The organism is Rhodococcus sp. IEGM 1318, assembly GCF_033142465.1.
Lineage (GTDB): Bacteria > Actinomycetota > Actinomycetes > Mycobacteriales > Mycobacteriaceae > Rhodococcus_F > Rhodococcus_F qingshengii_B.
Genome location: NZ_JAWLSC010000004.1, coordinates 442627 through 465132, shown reverse-complemented (window position 1 = coordinate 465132; position 22506 = coordinate 442627). Strand labels below are relative to the sequence as shown.

Here is a 22506-nt window from a genome sequence, read left to right as displayed (position 1 = left end):
CACAGTAGGACGGTTCTCGGCGTGCAGGTATGTATCGAAAACCCATAGATTCACTGACTTGGTGGGTGATCATCACTGCCTACGTAGCTCGTCGAGACGGACCGCCGCAGAAATCCGAAACAGGTGCTCGTCGCTTCGCCAGTCGTCGCCGAGGAGCGACTTCAATCGATCAAGACGCTGCAGAATTGTGTTGGTGTGGTAGTTGAGCGCCCTCGCGGTCTTGGTGGGGCTAGCTTCGTTGCGCACGAATGCCCGCAGGGTCGAGAGCAGGTCGGAGCCCTTGCGCGAATCGTAGTCACGGACAGGGCCGATCGTCTCGTCGATGAACGCATTCAAGGTCCGTGCATCTGTGTCGAATAACAGCGCGTACGGCAGATACGCATTGCTACTGACCGCAGCGTCCGTTGTCCCGAGTGCCGCAAGCAGACGTGCGGTGCGAAGCCCGGATTCGAAGCGGGCAGGAAGGGACTCCGGGGTTGACGCGGTCGGTGTCGTGATCGCCAGCACCGGACTGTGCAGCGTATCTCGTAGGTAATTACGCAGGTCCGCGGCGATCCCGGACGGAGAGGTGGCGGTAAGGATGACCACGACCATCCCGGCATGTTCACCGACCAGACCGTGATCGCCGACGAACCCTGTTGCGGCACGGGCGGCGGCGCCGCGGTCGTCGGCGGGGACGGAGAGAAGTACGACCGAGTCGAGCGCGCCGAGAGTGACGTTCTGTGCACGCACACGCCGATCCAGGTCGCGGCGCCGCTCCGGTGTGGGGTCGAGAAGGTCGGCGACCAACTCCACGCGGGCACGCAGATCTGCGTCGGCAACGGCATTCTGCTGCAGCACCAACAGTGCTCCCACTTGGGCGGCACGTTCGATAGTTCGTTCGTCGACCGGCCCGAGATCGGATTCACCGCCGCTGATCAGTACCGCGCCGAAATACAGTTTGCCTGCGGTGATAGCAGCGACGATCGGTGTGCTGGTGTCGTCGACGCGAACGCAATGCCCGGTTGTACGACTGGTCATGACAGCGTCGAGAACCTTCGACGGCAAAGAATGTCTCGACGGCAAGGACAGTGAATCCTGGGTCGAGGTCGAGGTCGAGGTCGAGGTCGAGGCCGCGACCGGGTGCAGATCTCGATCGACGATCGTGACCGTGCGACCGAGCGCAGTGGACAGAGTGCCCGAAACCTGCTCGAACCCGCCGCCCACCAGAAGTACGTCGATGAGTTCCTGGTGCACGACATTGGACCGATCCCGCACTTCCAGGTACTCGGTAAGCCGGTCCAATGCCGTGCGGGCCTCGTCTTCGGAACGGCGGATCCGTTCGAGCGTGTTCGCGGTCTGCAGTATCACCGACGCATGATCTGCGAGTGCGGACAACACGGCTATCTCCTCCGGCGTGAAGGTGTGCTCAGTTCTGGTGGCGGCGAACAGCACTCCCAGAACCCGCCCTTCGGTCAGCATGGGCACCCCGAGGATGGACACGATTCCCTCGGCCGAGACCGCGTCGTCGATCCGTGTTTCGTGTTCCCCCTCGACCCACTCCTGGTAGTTGTGAACCCATTGCGCTGAACGGGAATTCGCGACCTGGCTGGCCAATCCCATACCGGGCGGAACGCGCAGATGTTGAAACTGCGCCGTCACCGAGCCGACTGTCTTACGTACGTTCAGCTCTCGGGTCGCCGGATCGAATTCCGACAGGTAGGTGACATCGGTGCCCATCATCTCGTGGGCGCGGCTCACCAACCGCTCGAGGAGCGCGTCGATATCACGGAGTTCGGCGAGTTCACGCGCGCTCGAGAACAACACTCCGAGTTCACGTTCTCGCCGTTGTAGGCGAGTGAGCTCCCCTTGATGGTGGCGTGCTTTCTCGGCGAATGCTGCCCGCTCCGGCGCGTGAACGCGGAACCGCTCGAACAACGCACCGACCTCGGGCGAATCGATGGCGAGGTTGCCGACTACGACATCGATCAGGATCCCCAGTGCAGGGGGCTTGGTCCGAGAATCCATCACCAGTGTTTCTCCCAATCGACACAGAACCGCGATGCAATCGAGGTCCCGCCGGTAATGCAGCGACATCCGTCCAGATTCCCCGGAGGCCGATGCTGCGTCCAACACGTGACGTAGCCACGGTTTCCTGAAGATAGCGGATACTGCAAATATTCATCCACTGTGTCATTGCCACACTTATTGCATCAGTTTGTAGGTTGAACCCCCATCGACTAGCTGCCGACTTGATCCTACTGTGATGGGTAACACACAGCTATCGGCCCTCTTCTGTCGAGGTGAAAGCGACCCGGGCCCATCCATATCCACACCTCATCTTTTCCAATGCACGAGGAGTAGCAATGCAGATACATGTCGGTATCGACGTCGGTGGAACATTCACCGATGCGGTTGCCATCGCCGACGGTCGGACGGTTCGGGGTAAGGCCTTTTCTACCCGCGATGTCACCACCGGAATTTTGAACGCGCTCGCCGTCCTACGCGAGCGTCTGGGTCTTTCCGAACCGAACTTCTTCGCGCAGATCACCCGGTTCGCGCTGGGCAACACCATCGTCACCAACGCGGTCGACGAGTACAAATTCGCCCCGGTCGGTTTGCTGACCACAGCCGGGTTTCGTGACACTCTCCGGATCAGCCGCTCAGCTCGTGGCAGTGAACGCGATCCCCACGAACTGCACCCGCGCGCCGATATCCTCCCGCGATCGAACATCTACGAGATCGATGAGAGAGTGGACTCTCGAGGCGTCGTCGTTGCACCGATCAAGGAAGATGACATCGCAGCAGCAGTCGAGGAACTGTTGGCCTCCGGCGTCGAAGCGATCGCGGTGTGTTTCCTGTGGTCATTCCGCAACCCCCTTCACGAGCAGGCCGTCGGAAACTACCTGGACAAGCACCATCCAGATCTTCCGTACTCGACATCGAGTGATCTGACCCCTGTGTACCGCGAGTACGAGCGCATGATCACCACCACGCTCGACGCCGCAGTCAAACCCATTGTCAGTTCGCACTTCGGGCATCTTGCAGCGGATCTCAAGGCGCGAGGACTTCAGTGCCGAGTGCAGATCATGCAGGTCCACGGCGGTTTCCTCTCTGTTGAAGAAACCAACAAAGCTCCCATCGCCATGTTCAACAGTGGTCCCGTCGGCGGTGTGACCGGGGCGCGGTTGCTCGGCTCACAACTGGGCCGCGACAAGATCCTCACAGCCGACATGGGCGGCACCAGCCTCGACGCGGCAGCCATCGTCGACGGCAAGTTTCGGGTCTCACCTCGCGCGCAGGTCGGCGAGTGGCCCACCAGCCTGACAGCTGTCGATATCGAATCGATCGGCGCAGGTGGCGGCTCTATTGCCTGGGTCGACGAACGAGCGCTGCTACGAGTGGGTCCGCACAGCGCAGGATCGACTCCCGGGCCCGCGTGCTACGGACTCGGCGGCCTCAAACCCACCGTCACCGACGCGACGCTGACGATGGGGCTGATCAACCCGGACTATTACCTGGGCGGCACTGTCGAACTCGACACCGCAAAGGCGAGCGCCGCGATCGATGCGGAGGTCGGCGCAGCGCTGCACCTGACCACCGATCAAGCGGCCCACGGCATCTACCGCCTGACCGTCTCGCAGATGGCGAACGCGTTGCGCAAGATCACAGTCAACCGCGGCCACGATCCTCGAGATTTCTCCCTGGTGGCGTTCGGCGGTGCCTGCGGTCTCTTCGCAGCGGCCATCGCGGCCGAAGCGGGCGTTCACGAGGTCATCGTTCCGCGCAATGCTGCGGTCTTCTCCGCGTACGGACTCATGCACGCCGACAGCGTCTACTCGATCGTGCAAACCACACCGTGGGACTTCGGTATGCCCGCCACCCAACTCGAAGGCGCATTTGCAGCTCTCGAAGAACGCGCACAGGCCTGGTTCGAAACCGAAGGTATCGCCGCGGATCGTCGCGAGCTGTACCGCGAAGCCGACATGAAGTTCGCGGGCCAGATCTTCGAGGTCACCACCAAACTGCCCGCCGAAGCCTTCACCGAGAGCGACAAAGACGTCCTGCGCCAGCGGTTCATCGAGGACTACGAAGCCGAATTCGGGCTGGGCACCGCGTGGGCGGAAGCAGAAGTCGTCCTGATGAATGCTCGCGTCCGAGCAGTTGGCGTCAGCGAAGTCCTCGACGTACAGGCGAGCAAGAACGAAGGCGTGCACAGCACGTATTCGCGCGAGATCGTCGACCCCATGACCGGTGAACGGATCACCGTCGACGTGCACCGCAACGCCACGGCACTGACCGAACCATTCCACGGTCCCTGCATTCTCGAGGAACCCGACACCACCATCTTCATCCCGCAAGGCGCAGTCGTGGAAAACGGCGCCGACCACCTGTTGATCCGCCTGGCTTCGAACTGACGAGGAAGAGTTCACCTGACATGACTACGACACATGACGCAAACACGTCACTGCCCACGTACGACCCCGTCACGCTCGAAGTGATTCGCATGCGACTCGACTCCATTGTCGAGGAGATGGGCATCGCGATGATCCGCTCGAGCGGATCACCTGTGATCACCGAAGCAGGCGACTTCAACACCGCACTGTTCACCCCGGACGGCCGCATCTACAGCTACTCCGACTACGTCCAGTTCCACATCGGCTCAGGCGGCGTAGCAGTCCGCAACCTGGTCGCCACCATCGGCGATGAGCAACTGCAGCCGGGCGACGCCTTCATCTGCAACGACCCCCACACCTCCGGATCCAGCCATCCGCCGGACACCACCGTCATCTCCCCCGTGTTCTACAAGGGCCAGTTGATCGCCTGGGCGCAGTCACAAGCACACCTCGTCGACGTCGGCGGTATGACACCGGGCGGATTCGCACCCGCCGCACTGGACTGTTACAGCGAAGCGGTCCGCATTCCACCAGGAGTCAAGGTCTTCGAGGCCGGCGCTCCGGTCGAGTCCACCAAGCGGTTGCTTCTGAACAACGTGCGTGTGCCGGTCCTGTACTGGAATGACGTCCGAAGCTTGGTAGCGAGCAACAACACCGGCATTCAACGGATGCTCGAGGCCATCGACGAGTTCGGCCTCGATACCTTCCACGAGTACTCCGAACTCAGCTTCCAGCTCTCCGAACAGGTGATGCGCGAGCGCATCGCCAAGCTGCCCGACGGACGGTGGGAAGCGGAAGAGTGGACCGAGCACAATGGCCACGACAACGACCTGTACCGCGTGCACTGCGTCATGACCAAGTCCGGTGGCCAGGTCACGTTCGACTTCACCGATTCCAGCGACCAGACCGGCGGCTTCGTCAACTGCTCCTACGGAGCACTGCTCGGCAGCGTCGCCAGTGCGATCGTCCCGATCCTGGCGTGGAACGTTCCCTTCAACGAAGGTGTCGTCGCCGCATTCGAGGTCAAGACCAGGCGCGGCAGCATCGTCGACCCCGTCCCTCCAGCGCCGATCAGCAACGGCCACCTCACCACCGGCGCTCGTGTCAGCCGTGTGGTGACGAAACTGCTCAACGAAAGTTGCCGCCTGAGCGAGGACGAGATCATCCGCAACCGCACCCAGGGTGTGTGGGCGGACTCCTGGACCGGAGGCATCTCGTCAGGTGACACCGACGACGGCAACTACACCGTGCTGTTCAACATGGACGGCGGCGCCGTGGGCGCCGGCGCGCAACCAGAATCGGACGGACTGGACTGCGCCGGCATGATGACCCAGGTCAACAACATGCTCCCCGACGTGGAGATGAACGAGATGCTCTACCCGGTGCACTACCTCTGGAAGAGGCTGTCTCTGTCCAGCGGCGGGCACGGCCGCACCCGCGGCGGCCTCGGAGCCGAGTTCGCGTGGACGCTACGCGGGGCCGAAGAGGTGGTGCAGACCGTGTTCTCGCCGACCGCCCAGGTACCCGCCGACGGATTCGGCGGCGGACTTCCCGGAGGTGGTAGCGGACACGAAATCTGGCGCGGTACCAACGCCAACTCGCTCATCGACGAGGGCGTCGTCCCTACGGAGACCAATCTCGTCTCCGACGAACGCCAACTCCTCGACATCAACCACACAGGCCTGACCGTCCACCAGAGCGATGTGTTCGTGCAGTGGTGCGCCGGCGGCGGCGGCTACGGCGACCCGCTCCTCCGTTCGGCCGCTACCGTCGCGCAGGATGTACGCGATCGTTACATTACCGCCGCCGCTGCACACGACGTCTACGGTGTCGGCCTCGATGCGGACGGCAATGTCGACGCCACCGCAACGACCGAGCTCCGCAGCCAGATGCGTGCTGCACGAATCGGCACCGCGCCGACACGAAGCGTCCGCGACGATCTGATCTCCGGCCCCGTCTCGCCCACACGCAACGGAAGCTTCTGGGAATGCCCGTCGTGCACCGGTAACCTCGGATCGACGGACTCCTGGCGAGGTGGCTGCCACACCCGAACTTCTGTAGCAGCCGAATCCATGGAAGCCCTCGGCGTACGTATCCGCCACCGCAACAACGAAATCGGCACCGTGCACCTCGAAGAGCTCTACTGCCCGGACTGCGGCACCCAACTCGACGCCCGCATCAAGGTCGAAGGCGTCACACCATCGAAGATCGGAACGTAACAATGAGCACGCCCGAGGCCTTGCTGGCAGGCGACACAGTAAACGGTGCACTGTCCGGTGTGGTGGTCCTCGATGTCTCCAGAGTGGTTGCAGGACCGTACTGTTCGCAGATATTGGCGGATTTAGGAGCGACTGTTATCAAGGTCGAGAACCCGCGCGACCCTGACTACACGCGGACCTTCCCCCCGTTCCTGAAACACGAAGACGAGGAACTCAGCGCCTTCTACGCGCAATACAACCGAGGCAAGCTCGGCATCACCGTCGACTTCGCTGTCCCCGAGGGCAAACAGGTCCTCAAAGATCTCGTGGCCAAAGCCGACATCCTCGTGGAGAACTTCCGCCCCGGAACCATGGACAAGCTCGGCCTCGGGTATTCCGTACTGCGAGAGATCAACCCGCGACTGGTGTACACCGCGATCTCCGGATATGGACAAACCGGCCCCCTCAGCCGCCGCCCCGCATACGACAACACCGCCCAAGCCGCCGGCGGGTTGTGGTCGATGAACGGTGAACCAGACCGCCCCGCGCAGCGGGTCGGCACCATCATCGGTGACCTGTCGGCAACAATGTTCGGCGTCATCGGAACCCTCGCCGCACTGCGACACGCCGAACAGCACGGAGTAGGTCAGCTGGTGGACGTCGCACAGGTCGACAGCGTGGTGGCGATGACCGAGTCCGCCGTCGTCAACTTCACCGTCGACGGCCAGGTCGCAGGCCGTCTCGGAAACGAGCATCCGTTCGTCCGCCCGTACGAGCTGTTCCCCTGCAAGGACGGTGATGTGTTCTTCGGTGGATACACCGACAAGTTCTGGACGATTACATGCGAGATGTTCAATGAGCCCGATGCCGCGACTGATCCCGAAATCGACACCATGGCCAAGCGCTTCGACCGCGACACCTACGAGCGACGCGTCCGCCCGCTCCTGCACAAATGGTTCGCCGATCGAACACGGAGCGAACTCGAGGACATGGCAGGCGAGAAGGTGCCAATGACGGCGATCAAAACGATCGACGAGGTCGTCACCGACGAGCAGACCGCTGCCCGAGAGATGATCGTCGACGTGAACTACAACCAGTTCGGACACCTTCGGATGTTCGGGCAACCGATCAAACTCGGCGTCACACCGGCAACCCCCGCTCGTCGCGCCAACCTGGTCGGCGAACACACCTCCCCGGTCCTGCGGGCATTGGTCGGCTACAGCCCCGAGGACATCGAGAAACTCCGGTCAGTAGGAGCGATCTGATGTCGATCACGTATGAAAAACACGGACCCACAGCCCTCGTCACCATCAACCGTCCGATCAAGCTCAACGCACTGACCTTGGCGATGTACGACGAGTTGGCCGAGGCGTTCGAGTCAGCCAGGTGTGACGACGGAGTAGCTACGGTGGTTCTCACCGGTGCTGGTGATCGGGCTTTCTGTGTCGGTGCAGACCTTTCGGAATCGATTCCCGCCCTGGCGGAGGGTCGTTTCGACATCTCGCATTGGGACGGTGCTCATCAGAAGCACACCCGGTTGTTCAAACCGGTGATCTGCGCGATCAACGGGCTCGCTCTCGGTGGTGGGTTCGAGATCATGCTCTCGACGGATCTACGGGTGGCGTCTCGTACTGCGCAGTTCGCGTTGCCGGAAGTAGGGATCGGTGTTGTTCCCGCTGGCGGTACCCTCGCACGGTTGACCAGGCAGATCGGGTACGCGCACGCCATGGAACTGCTTCTACTCGGCGACCGCGTCGATGCCGACACGGCGTACCGAATGGGTCTGGTGAATCTGGTAGTCGAGCCCGACGAAGTCCTCGATGCAGCGATGCGGTGGGCGGACCGTCTCGCGACGCTGTCCGGCAATGCACTCGATGTGGTCAAACGCTCCGTACTCCAGCTCGGCGATATGCCACTCGAGGCTGCGTTTCATGCCGAAGCCCTGTATGGGCAGCAAGCTTTTGATTCCGCTGATGCCCGCGCCGGGCTGGCAGCGTTCGCCAACCGCGAATCCCCACGGTTCCCCAGCCGGGGGAACTGACCGCCAACCGAATCAGCGGCGGCGTGGCGTTCCGTTTCAGGACACGCGAATCGCCGCTGATTCGGCACGACGACGAAGATCCGCCACGGTCAACGTCATCGACCCCGAACCGCCCATTGATGGAGTCCACCGACCTCAGAACTCGACTCACCTACAAGGCTGAGTCACATCTCAGCGACCGGCGAGTCGCAACGTGCGTGCCGACTGCCGCCGGGTGTCCTCCTACTGGCGGACGGCACTCACATCCCTACCAAGAAACGGCTGAAATCGGCGCCGTTGCCCCGAGACCGGTGAGACTGTCCCGACCCACATCACTCGCCAAGCCGCGACAGCCCATGAACAGTGCAACGCAAAGCTCTGACCACATCAATCTCCAGCGGTGTGACTCTCGGAATTTTTTTACAGAATTATGTGGCACGGAGAGCGCGACGAATCCATCGATCGTAGACGTGACGGACTGACTTCCGGTTGAGTGCAGCGCGCCAAGAGAGGTTGGCGCGGCCGGTGACCGGAAGGCCGAGGAATCACGCTAGCCCAGCTGGGGCTGGCGCAAAGATCAGATTCGATGAGTCCGTATCAGATTTGATGAGCCAGAACAGGCGAAAAGTGTGCTGATCAGGCGATTTCGGTGAGACGGTGCGATAACCGAAATTATCGTCACCAACCGCGCACAAATATGGAGTGACACAGCGGGAGAACAAATATGACTGAACCTTGATTCTCGCCCGACTTGTCAGGTGTCCTCTGCCAAATGATCCGAGGCATTGCTATCGCGGTCCGAGGCACCTGCATGGCTTCTGTCAGTTACTCGGTGAAGTACTGGGGTGAAGCACTGGAACGTATTCTCGCCTGGATTCTTACTTCTCTCGTGGTGTCGAATCCCACGATCATGAGCGCGATCATTGCCGCAGCGCCGAGCACTCCGGCGAAGGCGAGGACTCCTGGGGTGAGTCCGGTGGCGTCGATGAGGTAGCCCGTGGCGACAGGCAGCATGGCTGCGGGGATGTAGCCGGCGATGTTGAGGGCGGCGTTCGCTTCGGCTCGCCGGGTACCTGGGACGTGGGTGGCGATGAGAGTGAGGCCCGCTAGTTGACCGAGGCCCTGGGCAGCACCGGCGAAAAGGGCCGCGCAGACGAACAGTTCCGGGACCGGTAAGGCGGTGAGGGCGAGAGCCAGCGTGGTCGTAGACGCGACCGCTGCGGCAGAGCTGAGGATCAGATGCGACTGAGTCTCCAGCCGGGCGAGGGCGAATTGGACGCCGGTGGCCACGAAGAACATCGAAGCTGCGGTGAGACCGGCGAACAGGGTGCTGTTCTGCCCCAGCCCGTCTGAGAGCACGGTCGGCCCGAGAGAGAGAGGACGAATGAGGTGGCGGTGATGCCGGGGGCAAAGGTAGCGATACCCCACGCGAGTGGGCGGCGATTCCGGGTGGGCACGCTCGGCCATGACCAGCGGTGCGGGCTACTGCTCGCCGCCGTCGGTCGACCGATCGGGAGACACACGGCAACGATGAGCGCGAGCAGGGTGAGGGCGAGCACGATCGTGAACACCGGCCGCTGGGGTGCGTTGCTCGTCTGGGCGATGATGCCGGAAAGGAGTGGTCCCAGCCCGGCGCCGAAAACCATTGCCGCCGAAGCGATCAGCGATCCGGTTCGGCCACGGCGCCGCCCAGCGAGGTCTACCGTCGCCGCCATGCCCGCGGTCACGGCCGCTCCGACCGCAACTCCGGCGAGTAGTCGCGCTACCAGGAGCCAGAGAACGTTGCCGGCGAGCAGGAAGAGTGCCGATGAGGCGACGGCGGCTCCCAGCCCGGGTATCAGGACGGCTTTGCGCCCGTAGTGGTCCGCGAGTGTTCCAGCGGTGAGGAGGGTGGCAATCAGGCCGACCATGTAGGCGGCGAACACAACGGTCAAGGTGCCTGAGCTGAATCCCCATTCGGCCTGCCATCGCACATACAGTGGCGTCGGAGCGTTGGAGAGTACGAACACTCCCGTTACTGTGCTCGCGGCCGCCAGCGACCATCCCGGCCGGCCGTCGCCAGTTTCGGGTGTCACGTCCTTGTTCATACCGCGGTCTCGCGGTCGCTGCGGTGCTGGTGTCCTGGGAACCCGTGTCGGTGCGCGGCGACGGTGACGACGAGGGCGGGGATCAGGAGGGCAAGCGCAGCCCAGGGCAGCGAGGCCGGGCCGACGCCACTCAAGAGCAGACCACCGACGATCCCGCCTCCGGCGATGCCGATGTTCCAGCAGGTGACCACCAGCGACTGCGCGACATCACCCGCCTCCCCGGCGGCCTCGGCGGAAGCGGTCTGAAGCAGGGTCGCGGCACCGCCGAACGCGAGCCCCCACACCGCGGCGGCGGCGAACACCAGCCACGGGACGGCGGCGAAGAGTCCCAGTGCGGCTGCAGCGACGGCGAACAGGGCGCAGCTCGCGATCATCAGTGGACGCAGGCGGCGGTCGACGAGGACACCGGTGAACCAGATGCTCAGCAGGGAAACGACGCCGAAGGTGAGCAGCACCGCGTCGACGCGATCGGCGAGACCGAGCGGTGCCAGGTAGGGGGCGATGTAGGTGTAGAGAATGTTGTGGGCGAGGACGAAGGCGAGCGTCACGAACAGCACCGCGCCGATGCCGGGGATCGTAAGGGTGCGACGCAAGGGCAGGCGCGCGTCCTTGGCTTGGCCGGGGAATTCCGGCACTGCCGCGAGTACCCAACCGATCAGGATCAGGGTGAGCAGTGTCATGATCCCGAACGTGTACCGCCAGCCCACCAGGTTGGCGAGGAACGTGCCGGCGGGCACTCCGATCGACAGGGCGACCGGGGTGCCGGCCATAGCGATCGCCATCGCCTTTCCTCGCTGGTCCGGAGCGACCATGCGGCGGGCGTATCCCGCCATCAGTGCCCAGAGAAGTCCCGCGACAATCCCGGCGGCGAACCGTGCGACCAGAGTCAGTGCGTAGTTGTCGGAGATGGCGGTGATCGTGTTCGCGACGGCGAACCCCGCGATCGCTAGCAATAGCAGGCGGCGGCGCGCCCAGCCGATGGTTGCCGCGGTGAGCGGTACGGCGGCGAGGGCGGAGCCGATTGCGTAGACGGTCACCGTCTGCCCGGCTGCGGATTCGGTGACGCCGAGGTCGCCGCTCATCGCGGGCAGGATTCCGGCGGGCAGCGCCTCGGTCATGATCGTGATGAACCCGGCTGCGCCCAGTGCCAGCAGGCCGGCCAGCGGTAGACGCTCGGGCCGGGATGCACGCTGCGGGGTGTGCTGTACTTGAGCCATAACCTTATCGTCCATGGTTGACGTTAGTGTCAAGGTCAAGTTCGAGGCCCGGAACGGGAAGTGAGTTGCGTCGCATGAGGATCGGAGAACTCGCGAAGCTGACGGACACGTCTGCACGAGCGTTGCGTTACTACGAGGACGAAGGTTTGATCGTGCCCCGCCGTATGGCGAATGGGTACCGGGAGTACGACGACTATTTGGTCGATCGGGTCATTCAGATCCGGGGCCTGCTCGACTCCGGCTTGCCGACTCGGATCATCAAGCAGATCCTGCCGTGTCTGGACAAACCCCGTACCATTCACTTCGTCGATGCGACTCCCGAGATGCTGACCACTCTGGAACATGAACGCGACCGTATGAGCGATCGTATCGAGTTCCTGACGCGCAACCGCGACGCGATCATCGGGTATCTCGACGCGGTCAAGGCTCTCGCCTGATACGACTCTCACCAACTGAGTGGAAGCCTCCGGATGGCCCGGCGATGAGTGGATCACCCTTCGTCGGTCTTCAGTACGTGAGTGTTCAGCGATGGCATGTCGATAGCCAAATCACTGAAGCGCTCGGCGTCTGCAGATCGACCGTTTATCGGAACCTCACCTGACAAACGTCCCGCGGTGGCGTGCCAAATAATTCCGAGAGTCACACGCAGGTCAAACACATCACGAAAATCAATGACCTCACCCACAGTCGCCGCTGATGTCGTCGACACCGTCGCGAGCGCCCGTGTCATCGGCGGCATGTAGAACGGTTGCCTACAAACGTCCACACCATGTCAACCACGGCATCAGAAACCGCGCCATCTTCAGCCGAAAGTCACAAGCGAATCGTCGACCGAAACTCATGACCGGAACCGTACTGACCGAAACAGGTGAATGCACGATTTCGGGCAGTGCGGAGACCGTTGACTCAAGTAGACCGACGAAGTGAATCCTGGGGCTACTTCAGGTGTCGGTACAGCGTGGTCCGGCCGACTCCGATGATCTCGGCGATGTCGGTCAGATGCATTCCGTTCTCCCGCATCCGTTGTGCCTGAGCGAGTTTCGTCGACGTCATCTTCGGTGGCCGGCCACCGGTACGGCCCCGTGCTCGGGCCGCGGCAAGACCGACCTGAGTCCTTTCACGGATGAGGTTTCGTTCGAACTCGGCGAGAGCACCGAAGATGGAAAAGATCAGTTTGCCGCCGGAGGTGGTGGTATCGATTGCTTCGGTCAACGATTTGAATCTGACACCGCGGGCGGCGAGATCCTCTACCGTCTGCAACAGATAGGGGAGGGAGCGACCTCGACGCTGCTAGCGCTATCGGCGACGATCCCAGTCTCACGACGTTGCTCAAGCTGCTCGACGCGTCCCGCACGGCCGGAATCAAGCCGGAGGCGATCGCCGAACTTGCCACCATCGGCGTCGAGGTGGCGCGGTCGATGGGAATCGACCTCGACACCGAATAGCCGAACGGACAAAAACGCGGCCCCGACTCAACTCGAGAGAGTCGGGGCCGCCCCCGTACGTGGTGGTGGTTGCTTGGGCATCGAGCCCTTACCACCACTGCGCCACACTGCGCGTACCGGCGAACCGAGCCGCGTCGTGCGTCAGTCAGTGGAAGAGCTCGTCCGGATCACCCGCCGCCGGAAACGCGATGTCGATACGCGGAGTCCGCGCAACCGACGTTCCGGTCAAACCCTCAACGACCGTAATGAGATCCGTGGCGGTGATCTTTTGCCTGTGCTTCGTTGCCTGGTATGCCGCCGCTTCCACTGCGGACCGCTCCCGCGGAGTGAAGTTCTCGCTCATCTTCTCGTGCCTTTCGCTCGTCAAAGAGTGTCGGAGTGTCCGTGCTAAGCAATGCGGATTCCACCGCGTCTGCGTCCCATCCATTGCGCAACGCATCCAGCAGAGCCTTCGATCGAGCCGCACGGGCGTCGCGATCCGGGCCGTACCAATGCCAGCTCTGCCCCCGGCCGCCGCCGCGACCTTTCGCGCTCATCCCTGCAGGATTCTGCGATTGCGTACCCGCAACCGCATGGGGACGTCCGGCGACGCTCGTCGTGGCCCGGACACAGATCGGGTTGTCGCACACTTCGTGGATCGAGAACTCGGAATCGGTCAACTGCCGACCGACTTCGAGCACAACGCGTACCGAATGAGGGCGCACGACTCGTTGCCCAACAAATCTCAGTCGATTTTCGAAGTCATCGGCGCGTTCCTGTCTGAAAGCGAGAAGTCGACGGACTTCGAATCCCGAAGTGGCCTCTTGTCCTCGTCGCCCCGCCCCCAATAGGTGTCGTCGACCATATGTGGTGCGCCGGCCGGGGGCAGTGGTGTCGAGGCTGGATATGAATCCTTCCGTGTTGACGCCGATGACCGCGCCGGGCTTCCCATGGTTATCTTCAATCCCGCTAACGAACGCGCGGCCGTCAACGCTCAGTGACGCAAGGTCTCTCGCTAGTCATGTATTGCGCGAGCGCCCTGGGAGGAAGCATCTTCTTCGGCTCAACCCAATGGGTTTCGTCAAGGATCCCGTCCGCAGTCGCGCTGACAATGTCGTCCCCATCGGGGACGCCTCAACCCCGCGCCTTCAGCGCCGCCCGCGCAGCATTGAACCCACCCATCCCGTGGACCCCGCCGCCCGGGGGAGTCGCGGACGAGCAGAGGTAGACGTCCGGGGCGCCGGTGGCATAGGGGTCCAGCCCGAACCGGGGGCGCGCGATGATCTGCCGCGCAGTGTTCGCACCCGCGGAGATGTCGCCGCCCACGTAGTTGGGGTTGTACTCCTGCATCTGCGGCACATTGCGCACGTGGACGCCCACGATCCGGTCCCGGAACCCCGGCGCAAACCGCTCGATCTGACTCGTGATCGCATCGGTGGCGTCACCCGGATAGCCGTGCGGCACATGCGCATACGCCCATACGGGATGGATGTCTCCGACGGAACGGGATGGGTCGGCCAAGAACTGCTGGCCCAACAGAATGAAGGGCTTGTCCGGCATCTGACCCCGCACGGTCTGGCGTTCGACAGCAGCAGTTTGCGAAATCGTCCCGGACAGATGCAGGGTGCCGGCCTTGCGGGCATGCGGATTCGTCCACGGCACGACGCTTCCGTCGGAGTCACCGCGCACGGCGTAGTCGACCTTGTACGCGGCGGTGCCGTAGCGGAATTTGCGGTAGGCCCGGGCAATGCGGTCGGGCTGCCGGCCGTCGAGCAGACGACCGGCCGCGTCGGGGGCGATGTCGAGCATGACGATGTCGTAGTCGGCGATCTGGGAGTAGTTGGTGACCCAGTTCCCGGTTTCGATGGTGCCACCGAGGCTTCGCAGGATCGACGCGAGGGCGGCTGCAATTGAGCCCGAACCACCTTGCGCGACAGGCCAACCGTGAGCATGAGCGGCCGCGGTCAGCATTGACGCGACAGCGCTGGACAGGGGAAGGTCCAACCGCCCGAACATGTGCGCCGCGACGCCACCGAACAGTGCCCGCGCCTGTGGGGTCTTGAACATCCGAGCGAAACCCGTCGCGGGAAGCAGAGCGCCCGTCCCGAAACGCGCGAGCATCAGCGGGTGCTTCGGAACGTGCACGATCGGCTTGAAAACGTCCTGCACCAACTCGTCGAAGTTCTCGGAGAGGTATCCGAACACATCGAGCCAGCGCTTACCGTCGACACCCAATCCGTCAGCGGTCCGGTTGATGTCACGCCACAGAACCCCGGCGGTGCCGTCGTCGAGTGGATGGACCAGATCGATCTCGGGCCACAGCCACGTCAGGCCATGCTTGGCGAGCCCGAATTCGCGGTCGAGTTCCTTGAAGTAGGGAGAAGCCAAGGCCGTGGGATGGAAGGCGGAGCAATCGTCGTGGACGAGCCCGTCGACTATGTATTCGCTACTGCGGGTGCCACCGCCGATCTTGTCCGCACCCTCGATGACATGGACGTCGATTCCGGCGCGGGCGAGTTCGATCGCCGCCGCGAGGCCGTTGGGGCCACTGCCCACCACTACTGCTGTTGTCATTTGCTCTTCGCCACCCGTCTTCTCAAGGGTGAGCCTACGGAAATTACAGCGATGGCATTCTGCGAGCAAACAATTCAGGCCTAGACCTTGGTTGATCGATCAACTTTTGTTACAGTTCGAGGCGCACTGGCCGCAGCTGATTCTTATCGCTGCGGCCAGTTGTTGCATTCATCGCCCATCGCGCCTGTTTCCTGCGGATTCGGTATCCTGTGAATCGGAACTTCTCTGCACAGACGCAGCTCCGAAATCTGTCGAGGGGCCTTCTGGCTCCCTGCATCGCCGCAGTTCAGAGCAATTATAGGGCTACCTTAGTTGCGCCCGTGCCGGGGTTCTGAATTATCGTTTTCGTTACACGGTTGACTCACAAAAGTTTCAACCGACCGAAGACTCACGTCGCCGGGTGCCAGAACGCACACCATCGCGTCTGCGCAGGGCGGCTACTTCGGTGGTACCGATCACATCGTCGTGTCGGTGCTTTGAAGGACTTGCATTGCAAGTTGATGGCCATCAGCGCTGCTGGTCGTCGGTGCATCTTTATGGCATACGAAGGCTGGGTATGAAGCAACTTCCAGGCCCCCAGGGCCTCTATCACCCGTCCAATGAGCACGACTCCTGTGGAGTCGCATTTGTTGTCGACATGCATGGTCGCCGCAGCAGGGACATCGTCGAAAAGGCGATCACTGCTCTGGTCAACCTCGAGCATCGCGGCGCTGCCGGATCAGAACCCAACACGGGTGACGGTGCGGGCATTCTGCTGCAGGTTCCCGACAAGTTCTTCCGAGCTGTCGTGGACTTCGCGCTGCCCGCCGAAGGCGCGTACGCAACCGGTATCGCATTCCTCCCGCAGGGCGACGCCGATGCGCACGAGGCTGCTGCTGCAGTCGAGAAGATCGTCGTCGAAGAGGGCCTGAAGGTTCTCGGCTGGCGCGAGGTCGGAACCGACGACTCATCGCTGGGCGCACTGGCGCGCGACGCGATGCCGACGTTCCGTCAGATCTTCATCGGCTCCGAGGATGACAAGTACACCGGCATGGATCTCGAGCGTCGTGCATACGTGGTGCGAAAGCGCACCGAGCACGAACTCGGCTCCGAAGGCGCCGGCAAGGGCGGCCCGGGTAGCGAGACCGTGTACTTCCCCAGCCTGTCCGGCCAGACGTTCGTCTACAAGGGCATGCTCACCACCCCGCAGCTCAAGGGTTTCTACCTCGATCTGCAGGACGATCGTGTCGAGAGCGCACTGGGCCTGGTCCACTCGCGCTTCTCCACCAACACGTTCCCGTCGTGGCCGCTGGCGCACCCGTTCCGCCGGGTCGCTCACAACGGTGAGATCAACACCGTCACCGGCAACGAGAACTGGATGCGCGCTCGCGAGTCCCTCATCGACAGCGACGTCTTCGGTGGCCGCGAGAACCTGGACAAGATCTTCCCGATCTGCACCCAGGGCGCCAGTGACACCGCTCGTTTCGACGAGGTGCTCGAGATGCTGCACCTCGCCGGCCGCAGCCTGCCGCACGCAGTTCTCATGATGATCCCGGAAGCCTGGGAGAAGCACGAGAGCATGGACCCCGCCCGCCGGGCGTTCTACGAGTACCACTCGGCTCTCATGGAGCCCTGGGACGGACCGGCATCGGTGTGCTTCACCGACGGCACCGTCATCGGCGCCGTGCTGGACCGCAACGGTCTGCGTCCGTCGCGTCTGTGGATCACCGAAGACGGCCTCGTCGTCATGGCGTCGGAGGTCGGCGTTCTGCCGATCGATCCGTCCACCGTGGTCCGCAAGGTCCGCCTCCAGCCCGGCCGCATGTTCCTCGTGGACACCGCGCAGGGCCGGGTCATCAGCGACGACGAACTCAAGTCCGAACTCGCTGCCGAGCACCCGTACCAGCAGTGGATCGACGAAGGTCTGATCCACATGGACGACCTGCCGGACCGCCCGTACACGTATATGTCGCACGAGCGCGTCGTGCTGCGTCAGCAGCTCTTCGGTTTCACCAGCGAAGAGGTCAACCTGCTGGTCAAGCCGATGGCTCTCTCCGGTGCCGAGGCACTGGGCTCGATGGGTACCGACACTCCGATCGCCGTGCTCTCGTCACGTCCCCGGATGCTGTTCGACTACTTCTCGCAGCTCTTCGCTCAGGTCACCAACCCGCCTCTCGACGCGATTCGTGAAGAGGTTGTCACCAGCCTCGGCGCGACCATCGGCCCCGAGGGCGACCTGCTGCACCCGAATGCGGACTCCTGCAAGCAGATTGCGCTCCCGCAGCCGATCCTGCACAACGACGACCTGTCGAAGCTCGTTCACGTCAACGACGACGGCGAATTCCCGGGCTTCCGCAGCGTCGTGATCCGCGGCCTGTACCCCGTCAAGGAAGGCGGCGACGGTATCCGTCGTGCGCTCGAGGGCATCAAGTACCAGGTCTCGCAGGCAATCGAGGGTGGCGCACGCATCGTCGTGCTCTCGGACCGCGAGTCCACCGAGGATTACGCGCCGATCCCGTCGCTGCTCCTCACCTCAGCCGTGCACCACCACCTGGTTCGTGAGAAGTCGCGCACCAAGGTCGGTCTCATCGTCGAAGCCGGCGACGCCCGCGAGGTGCACCACATGGCGCTCCTCATCGGCTTCGGTGCCGCAGCGGTCAACCCGTACATGGCTTTCGAGACCATCGACGAGTTCCTGCAGAACGGTGAGCTCGAGGGTCTGACCCTCGAGAAGGGCATCGCGAACTACATCAAGGCAGCCGGCAAGGGTGTCCTGAAGGTGATGTCCAAGATGGGCATCTCGACGCTCGCGTCGTACACCGGTGCTCAGCTGTTCCAGGTCATCGGCCTCTCGCAGGAGCTGACGGACGAGTACTTCACCGGTCTGCAGTCGCAGCTCGGTGGCATCGGCCTCGACCAGATCGCAGCCGACGTCGAAGCACGTCACCGCATCGCGTACCTCGATCGCCCCGAAGAGCGCGCTCACCGCGAGCTCGAGGTCGGCGGCGAGTACCAGTGGCGTCGTGAAGGCGAGTACCACCTGTTCAACCCGGACACGGTCTTCAAGCTCCAGCACGCAACTCGCACAGGTCAGTACGAGGTGTTCAAGGAGTACACGACCATGGTCAACGACCAGTCGGAGCGCCTTGCCGCTCTGCGTGGTCTGTTCGACTTCAACATCGGCAAGCGGCCGTCGATCTCGATCGACGAGGTCGAGCCGGCCAGCGAGATCGTCAAGCGTTTCTCGACGGGTGCGATGAGCTACGGCTCCATCTCCGCCGAGGCTCACGAGACTCTCGCCATCGCGATGAACCGTCTGGGCGCCCGCTCCAATTCCGGTGAGGGCGGCGAACATCCGTCGCGCTTCACGCCGGACGAGAACGGCGATCTGCGTCGCAGTGCCATCAAGCAGGTCGCGTCGGGACGCTTCGGCGTCACCTCGCACTACCTGAGCAACTGCACCGACATCCAGATCAAGATGGCGCAGGGAGCCAAGCCCGGTGAGGGCGGCCAGCTTCCGGCTCACAAGGTGTACCCGTGGGTGGCCGAGGTTCGGCACTCCACGCCTGGCGTCGGCCTGATTTCGCCGCCGCCGCACCACGACATCTACTCGATCGAGGATCTCGCTCAGCTGATCCACGACCTGAAGAACGCCAACCCGCAGGCCCGCATCCACGTGAAGCTGGTCTCCGAGGTCGGCGTCGGAACCGTCGCGGCCGGTGTCTCCAAGGCACATGCCGACGTCGTTCTGATCTCCGGTCACGACGGTGGCACCGGTGCCACCCCGCTGACCTCCGTCAAGCACGCGGGCGCACCGTGGGAGCTCGGCCTCGCCGAGACCCAGCAGACGTTGCTGCTCAACGGTCTCCGTGACCGCATCGTCGTGCAGGTCGACGGCCAGCTCAAGACGGGTCGCGACGTCGTCGTTGCTGCCCTGCTCGGCGGCGAGGAGTTCGGTTTCGCCACCGCACCGCTGGTGGTCTCGGGCTGCATCATGATGCGCGTCTGCCATCTCGACACCTGCCCCGTCGGTGTCGCGACGCAGAACCCGTTGCTGCGTCAGCGTTTCAGTGGCAAGCCGGAATTCGTCGAGAACTTCTTCATGTTCATCGCCGAAGAGGTTCGCGAGCTTCTCGCGGAACTCGGTTTCCGCACGCTGCTCGAAGCCGTCGGCCAGGTCGACATGCTGGACACCACGCGCGCTCTCGATCACTGGAAGGGAAGCAAGGCAGGCAATCTCGATCTGTCGCCGATCCTCACCCAGGTCGAGTCCGCGTTCATGGACCAGGACGTCCACTGCACCGGCACGCAGGATCACGGTCTCGACAAGGCACTCGATCAGCAGTTGATCGTTTCGGCCCGCAACGCACTCGACAAGGGTGAGGCGGTCTCCTTCGAGTCCGCGATCACCAACGTCAACCGCACGGTCGGCACCATGCTCGGCCACGAGGTCACCAAGGCGTTCGGTGGAGAGGGCTTGCCCGAGGGCACCATCGACATCACGTTCACCGGTTCTGCCGGTAACAGCTTCGGTGCTTTCGTGCCCAGCGGTATGACCCTGCGCCTGCACGGCGACGCCAACGACTTCGTCGGCAAGGGCCTCTCGGGTGGACGCATCGTCGTACGCCCGCCGCTGGATGCAGCGGAAGGCTTTGTCGCCGAGGACAACATCATCGGTGGCAACGTCATCCTGTTCGGCGCCACCAGCGGCGAGGCTCTGCTTCGCGGTGTCGTCGGCGAACGCTTCGCAGTCCGTAACTCCGGCGCCACTGCCGTCGTCGAGGGTGTGGGCGATCATGGTTGCGAGTACATGACGGGTGGAAAGGTGGTCATCCTCGGAGCCACCGGACGTAACTTCGGCGCCGGCATGTCCGGTGGCGTCGCGTACATCTACAACCCCGACAAGGCATTCGAGAAGAACCTCAACACCGAACTGGTGGACCTCGAGGATCTTTCGGGCGACGACTTCACCTGGTTGAAGAGCGTCATCGAACGTCATCGCGACGAAACCGGCTCCGAGGTTGCCACGCGCATCCTCGGCGACTGGTCGCAGCAGGTGGGTCACTTCGCAAAGGTGATGCCCCGCGACTACAAGAAGGTTCTTTTGGCCATCGCGGCCGCAGAGAAGGATGGCAAGAACGTGGACGAGGCAGTTATGGAGGCAGCTCGTGGGTGATCCAAGCGGCTTCCTGAAGCACACGTCGCGCGAACTTCCGGTTCGCCGGCCGGTGCCGTTGCGCCTGCTCGACTGGAAAGAGGTCTACGAGGAGTTCCCGAACGAAACCCTCAAGACTCAGGCCAGCCGTTGCATGGACTGCGGAATTCCTTTCTGCCACAACGGTTGCCCTCTCGGAAACTTGATTCCCGAGTGGAACGACCTGGTCTACAAGGACCACTGGCACGACGCCATCGAGCGTCTGCACGCGACCAACAACTTCCCGGAGTTCACCGGTCGTCTGTGCCCCGCACCCTGTGAGGCGTCCTGTGTCCTGGGCATCAACCAGGATCCGGTCACCATCAAGCAGGTCGAGGTCGAGATCATCGACAAGGCCTTCGACGAAGGGTGGGTCAAGCCGGTTCGCGCCGCGCACGCCACCAACAAGAAGGTCGCAGTTGTCGGCAGTGGTCCGGCCGGTCTGGCTGCAGCGCAGCAGCTGACCCGTGCCGGTCACGCAGTGACGGTCTTCGAGCGGGCAGACCGCATCGGCGGCCTGCTGCGCTACGGCATCCCCGAGTTCAAGATGGAGAAGCGGCACATCGACCGCCGTCTCGAGCAGATGGAAGCCGAAGGCACCGTCTTCAAGACCAACGTCAATGTCGGCGTGGACATCACCGCGGACGAGCTGCGTAAGCAGTTCGATGCAGTGGTTCTGGCCGGCGGCGCCACCGCAGCTCGCGATCTGCCGATCCCGGGTCGCGAACTGGACGGCATCCATCAGGCGATGGAGTTCCTGCCGATCGCCAACCGCGTGCAGTTGGGTGACCTCGACGCTCCCACCATCACCGCTGAGGGCAAGAAGGTTGTCATCATCGGCGGCGGCGACACCGGTGCGGACTGCCTCGGCACCTCACACCGTCAGGGCGCGGCCAGTGTCCACCAGTTCGAGATCATGCCGCGTCCGCCGGAGACTCGCGCGGAGCAGACTCCGTGGCCGACATACCCGCTCATGTTCCGCGTGGCTTCCGCTCACGAGGAAGGCGGCGAGCGTCTGTTCTCCGTCAACACCGAGAACTTCGTCGGTGAAAACGGCAAGGTCACCGGACTCAAGGCTCACGAGGTCGAGATGAAGTCGGGTCGCTTCGAGAAGGTCGAGGGCTCGGACTTCGAGCTCGAAGCCGATCTCGTGCTCCTGGCCATGGGCTTCGTCGGTCCCGAGAAGCCGGGTCTGCTCACCGATCTCGGTGTCGACTTGAACGAGCGTGGCAACGTCGCCCGCACGTCGAAGTGGAACACCAACGTCGACGGTGTGTTCGTGGCCGGCGACATGGGCCGCGGTCAGTCCCTGATCGTCTGGGCCATCGCCGAGGGACGTTCCGCAGCAGCTGCTGTGGACACCTACCTCGAGGGTGTCACGGCCCTTCCGTCACCGATCCACCCGACAGCGGCTCCGCAGCGCTAGAGGTTCTTACA

General features: G+C 63.1%; 15 protein-coding genes and 1 pseudogene. 8 read left to right on the top strand and 8 right to left on the bottom strand.

Annotated elements, in window-relative coordinates:
* Positions 1 to 72: 72 nt before the first annotated feature.
* Positions 73 to 2076 (bottom strand): helix-turn-helix domain-containing protein, encoded by a 2004-nt coding sequence (locus R4P65_RS13065; protein WP_317826786.1) that lies wholly within the window; start codon positions 2074 to 2076, stop codon positions 73 to 75.
* 269 nt (positions 2077 to 2345) lie between these two features.
* Here R4P65_RS13065 and R4P65_RS13060 point away from each other — a divergent pair, with 269 nt between their 5' ends.
* The 4 genes from R4P65_RS13060 to R4P65_RS13045 are packed head-to-tail and all read left to right on the top strand — an operon-like array spanning position 2346 to position 8615.
* Entirely contained in the window at positions 2346 to 4397 is a 2052-nt protein-coding gene (locus R4P65_RS13060) for a hydantoinase/oxoprolinase family protein (RefSeq protein ID WP_317826785.1), read from the top strand.
* Positions 4398 to 4417: 20 nt separating this feature from the next.
* A complete protein-coding gene (locus R4P65_RS13055; protein WP_317826784.1) occupies positions 4418 to 6595 on the top strand; it encodes a hydantoinase B/oxoprolinase family protein in 2178 nt (725 codons plus the stop codon).
* A 2-nt stretch (positions 6596 to 6597) separates the two neighbouring features.
* A complete protein-coding gene (locus R4P65_RS13050) occupies positions 6598 to 7839 on the top strand; it encodes a CoA transferase (RefSeq protein ID WP_317826783.1) in 1242 nt (413 codons plus the stop codon).
* Positions 7839 to 8615 carry an enoyl-CoA hydratase/isomerase family protein gene (locus R4P65_RS13045; RefSeq protein WP_317826782.1) on the top strand — a complete coding sequence of 259 codons (777 nt, stop codon included), beginning with the start codon at positions 7839 to 7841 and terminating at the stop codon, positions 8613 to 8615. The genes R4P65_RS13050 and R4P65_RS13045 overlap by 1 nt, the downstream gene beginning before the upstream one ends.
* A gap of 804 nt (positions 8616 to 9419) precedes the next feature.
* Here the strand turns inward: R4P65_RS13045 and R4P65_RS13040 are convergent.
* The 3 genes from R4P65_RS13040 to R4P65_RS13030 are packed head-to-tail and all read right to left on the bottom strand — an operon-like array spanning position 9420 to position 11898.
* Complete coding sequence (locus R4P65_RS13040) at positions 9420 to 9893, bottom strand: MFS transporter (protein WP_411742539.1); 474 nt, start codon at positions 9891 to 9893, stop codon at positions 9420 to 9422.
* Positions 9830 to 10669 (bottom strand): MFS transporter, encoded by an 840-nt coding sequence (locus R4P65_RS13035; protein ID WP_317826780.1) that lies wholly within the window; start codon positions 10667 to 10669, stop codon positions 9830 to 9832. Before R4P65_RS13035 ends, R4P65_RS13040 begins: the two co-directional genes overlap by 64 nt.
* Before the next feature lie 8 nt (positions 10670 to 10677).
* Positions 10678 to 11898, bottom strand: a complete 1221-nt coding sequence (locus tag R4P65_RS13030; RefSeq protein ID WP_317826779.1) for an MFS transporter — start codon at positions 11896 to 11898, stop codon at positions 10678 to 10680.
* A 74-nt stretch (positions 11899 to 11972) separates the two neighbouring features.
* On the opposite strand from R4P65_RS13030, the gene R4P65_RS13025 reads away from it, so the two are divergent.
* Positions 11973 to 12335 carry a MerR family transcriptional regulator gene (locus R4P65_RS13025; protein ID WP_317826778.1) on the top strand — a complete coding sequence of 121 codons (363 nt, stop codon included), beginning with the start codon at positions 11973 to 11975 and terminating at the stop codon, positions 12333 to 12335.
* A gap of 53 nt (positions 12336 to 12388) precedes the next feature.
* Here the strand turns inward: R4P65_RS13025 and R4P65_RS13020 are convergent, their stop codons facing one another.
* From R4P65_RS13020 to R4P65_RS13010, 3 genes and pseudogenes are all read right to left on the bottom strand, one after another.
* Positions 12389 to 12637, bottom strand: a complete 249-nt coding sequence (locus tag R4P65_RS13020; protein WP_317826777.1) for a hypothetical protein — start codon at positions 12635 to 12637, stop codon at positions 12389 to 12391.
* A gap of 197 nt (positions 12638 to 12834) precedes the next feature.
* Positions 12835 to 13173, bottom strand: a pseudogene (locus R4P65_RS13015) (recombinase family protein); the annotation flags it as partial.
* Positions 13174 to 13488: 315 nt separating this feature from the next.
* Entirely contained in the window at positions 13489 to 13686 is a 198-nt protein-coding gene (locus R4P65_RS13010) for a hypothetical protein (protein WP_317826776.1), read from the bottom strand.
* Positions 13687 to 13897: 211 nt separating this feature from the next.
* Between R4P65_RS13010 and R4P65_RS13005 the strand changes: the two genes are divergently transcribed.
* Positions 13898 to 14173 (top strand): hypothetical protein, encoded by a 276-nt coding sequence (locus tag R4P65_RS13005; protein ID WP_317826775.1) that lies wholly within the window; start codon positions 13898 to 13900, stop codon positions 14171 to 14173.
* Between the two features lie 283 nt (positions 14174 to 14456).
* On the opposite strand, the gene R4P65_RS13000 is transcribed toward R4P65_RS13005, so the two are convergent.
* Complete coding sequence (locus tag R4P65_RS13000) at positions 14457 to 15896, bottom strand: NAD(P)/FAD-dependent oxidoreductase (RefSeq protein ID WP_317826774.1); 1440 nt, start codon at positions 15894 to 15896, stop codon at positions 14457 to 14459.
* Positions 15897 to 16452: 556 nt separating this feature from the next.
* Between R4P65_RS13000 and gltB the strand changes: the two genes are divergently transcribed.
* Both gltB and R4P65_RS12990 read left to right on the top strand, forming a co-directional pair.
* A complete protein-coding gene (gltB, locus tag R4P65_RS12995; RefSeq protein ID WP_317826773.1) occupies positions 16453 to 21051 on the top strand; it encodes a glutamate synthase large subunit in 4599 nt (1532 codons plus the stop codon).
* A complete protein-coding gene (locus R4P65_RS12990; RefSeq protein ID WP_317826772.1) occupies positions 21044 to 22495 on the top strand; it encodes a glutamate synthase subunit beta in 1452 nt (483 codons plus the stop codon). Before gltB ends, R4P65_RS12990 begins: the two co-directional genes overlap by 8 nt.
* Positions 22496 to 22506 lie beyond the last annotated feature (11 nt).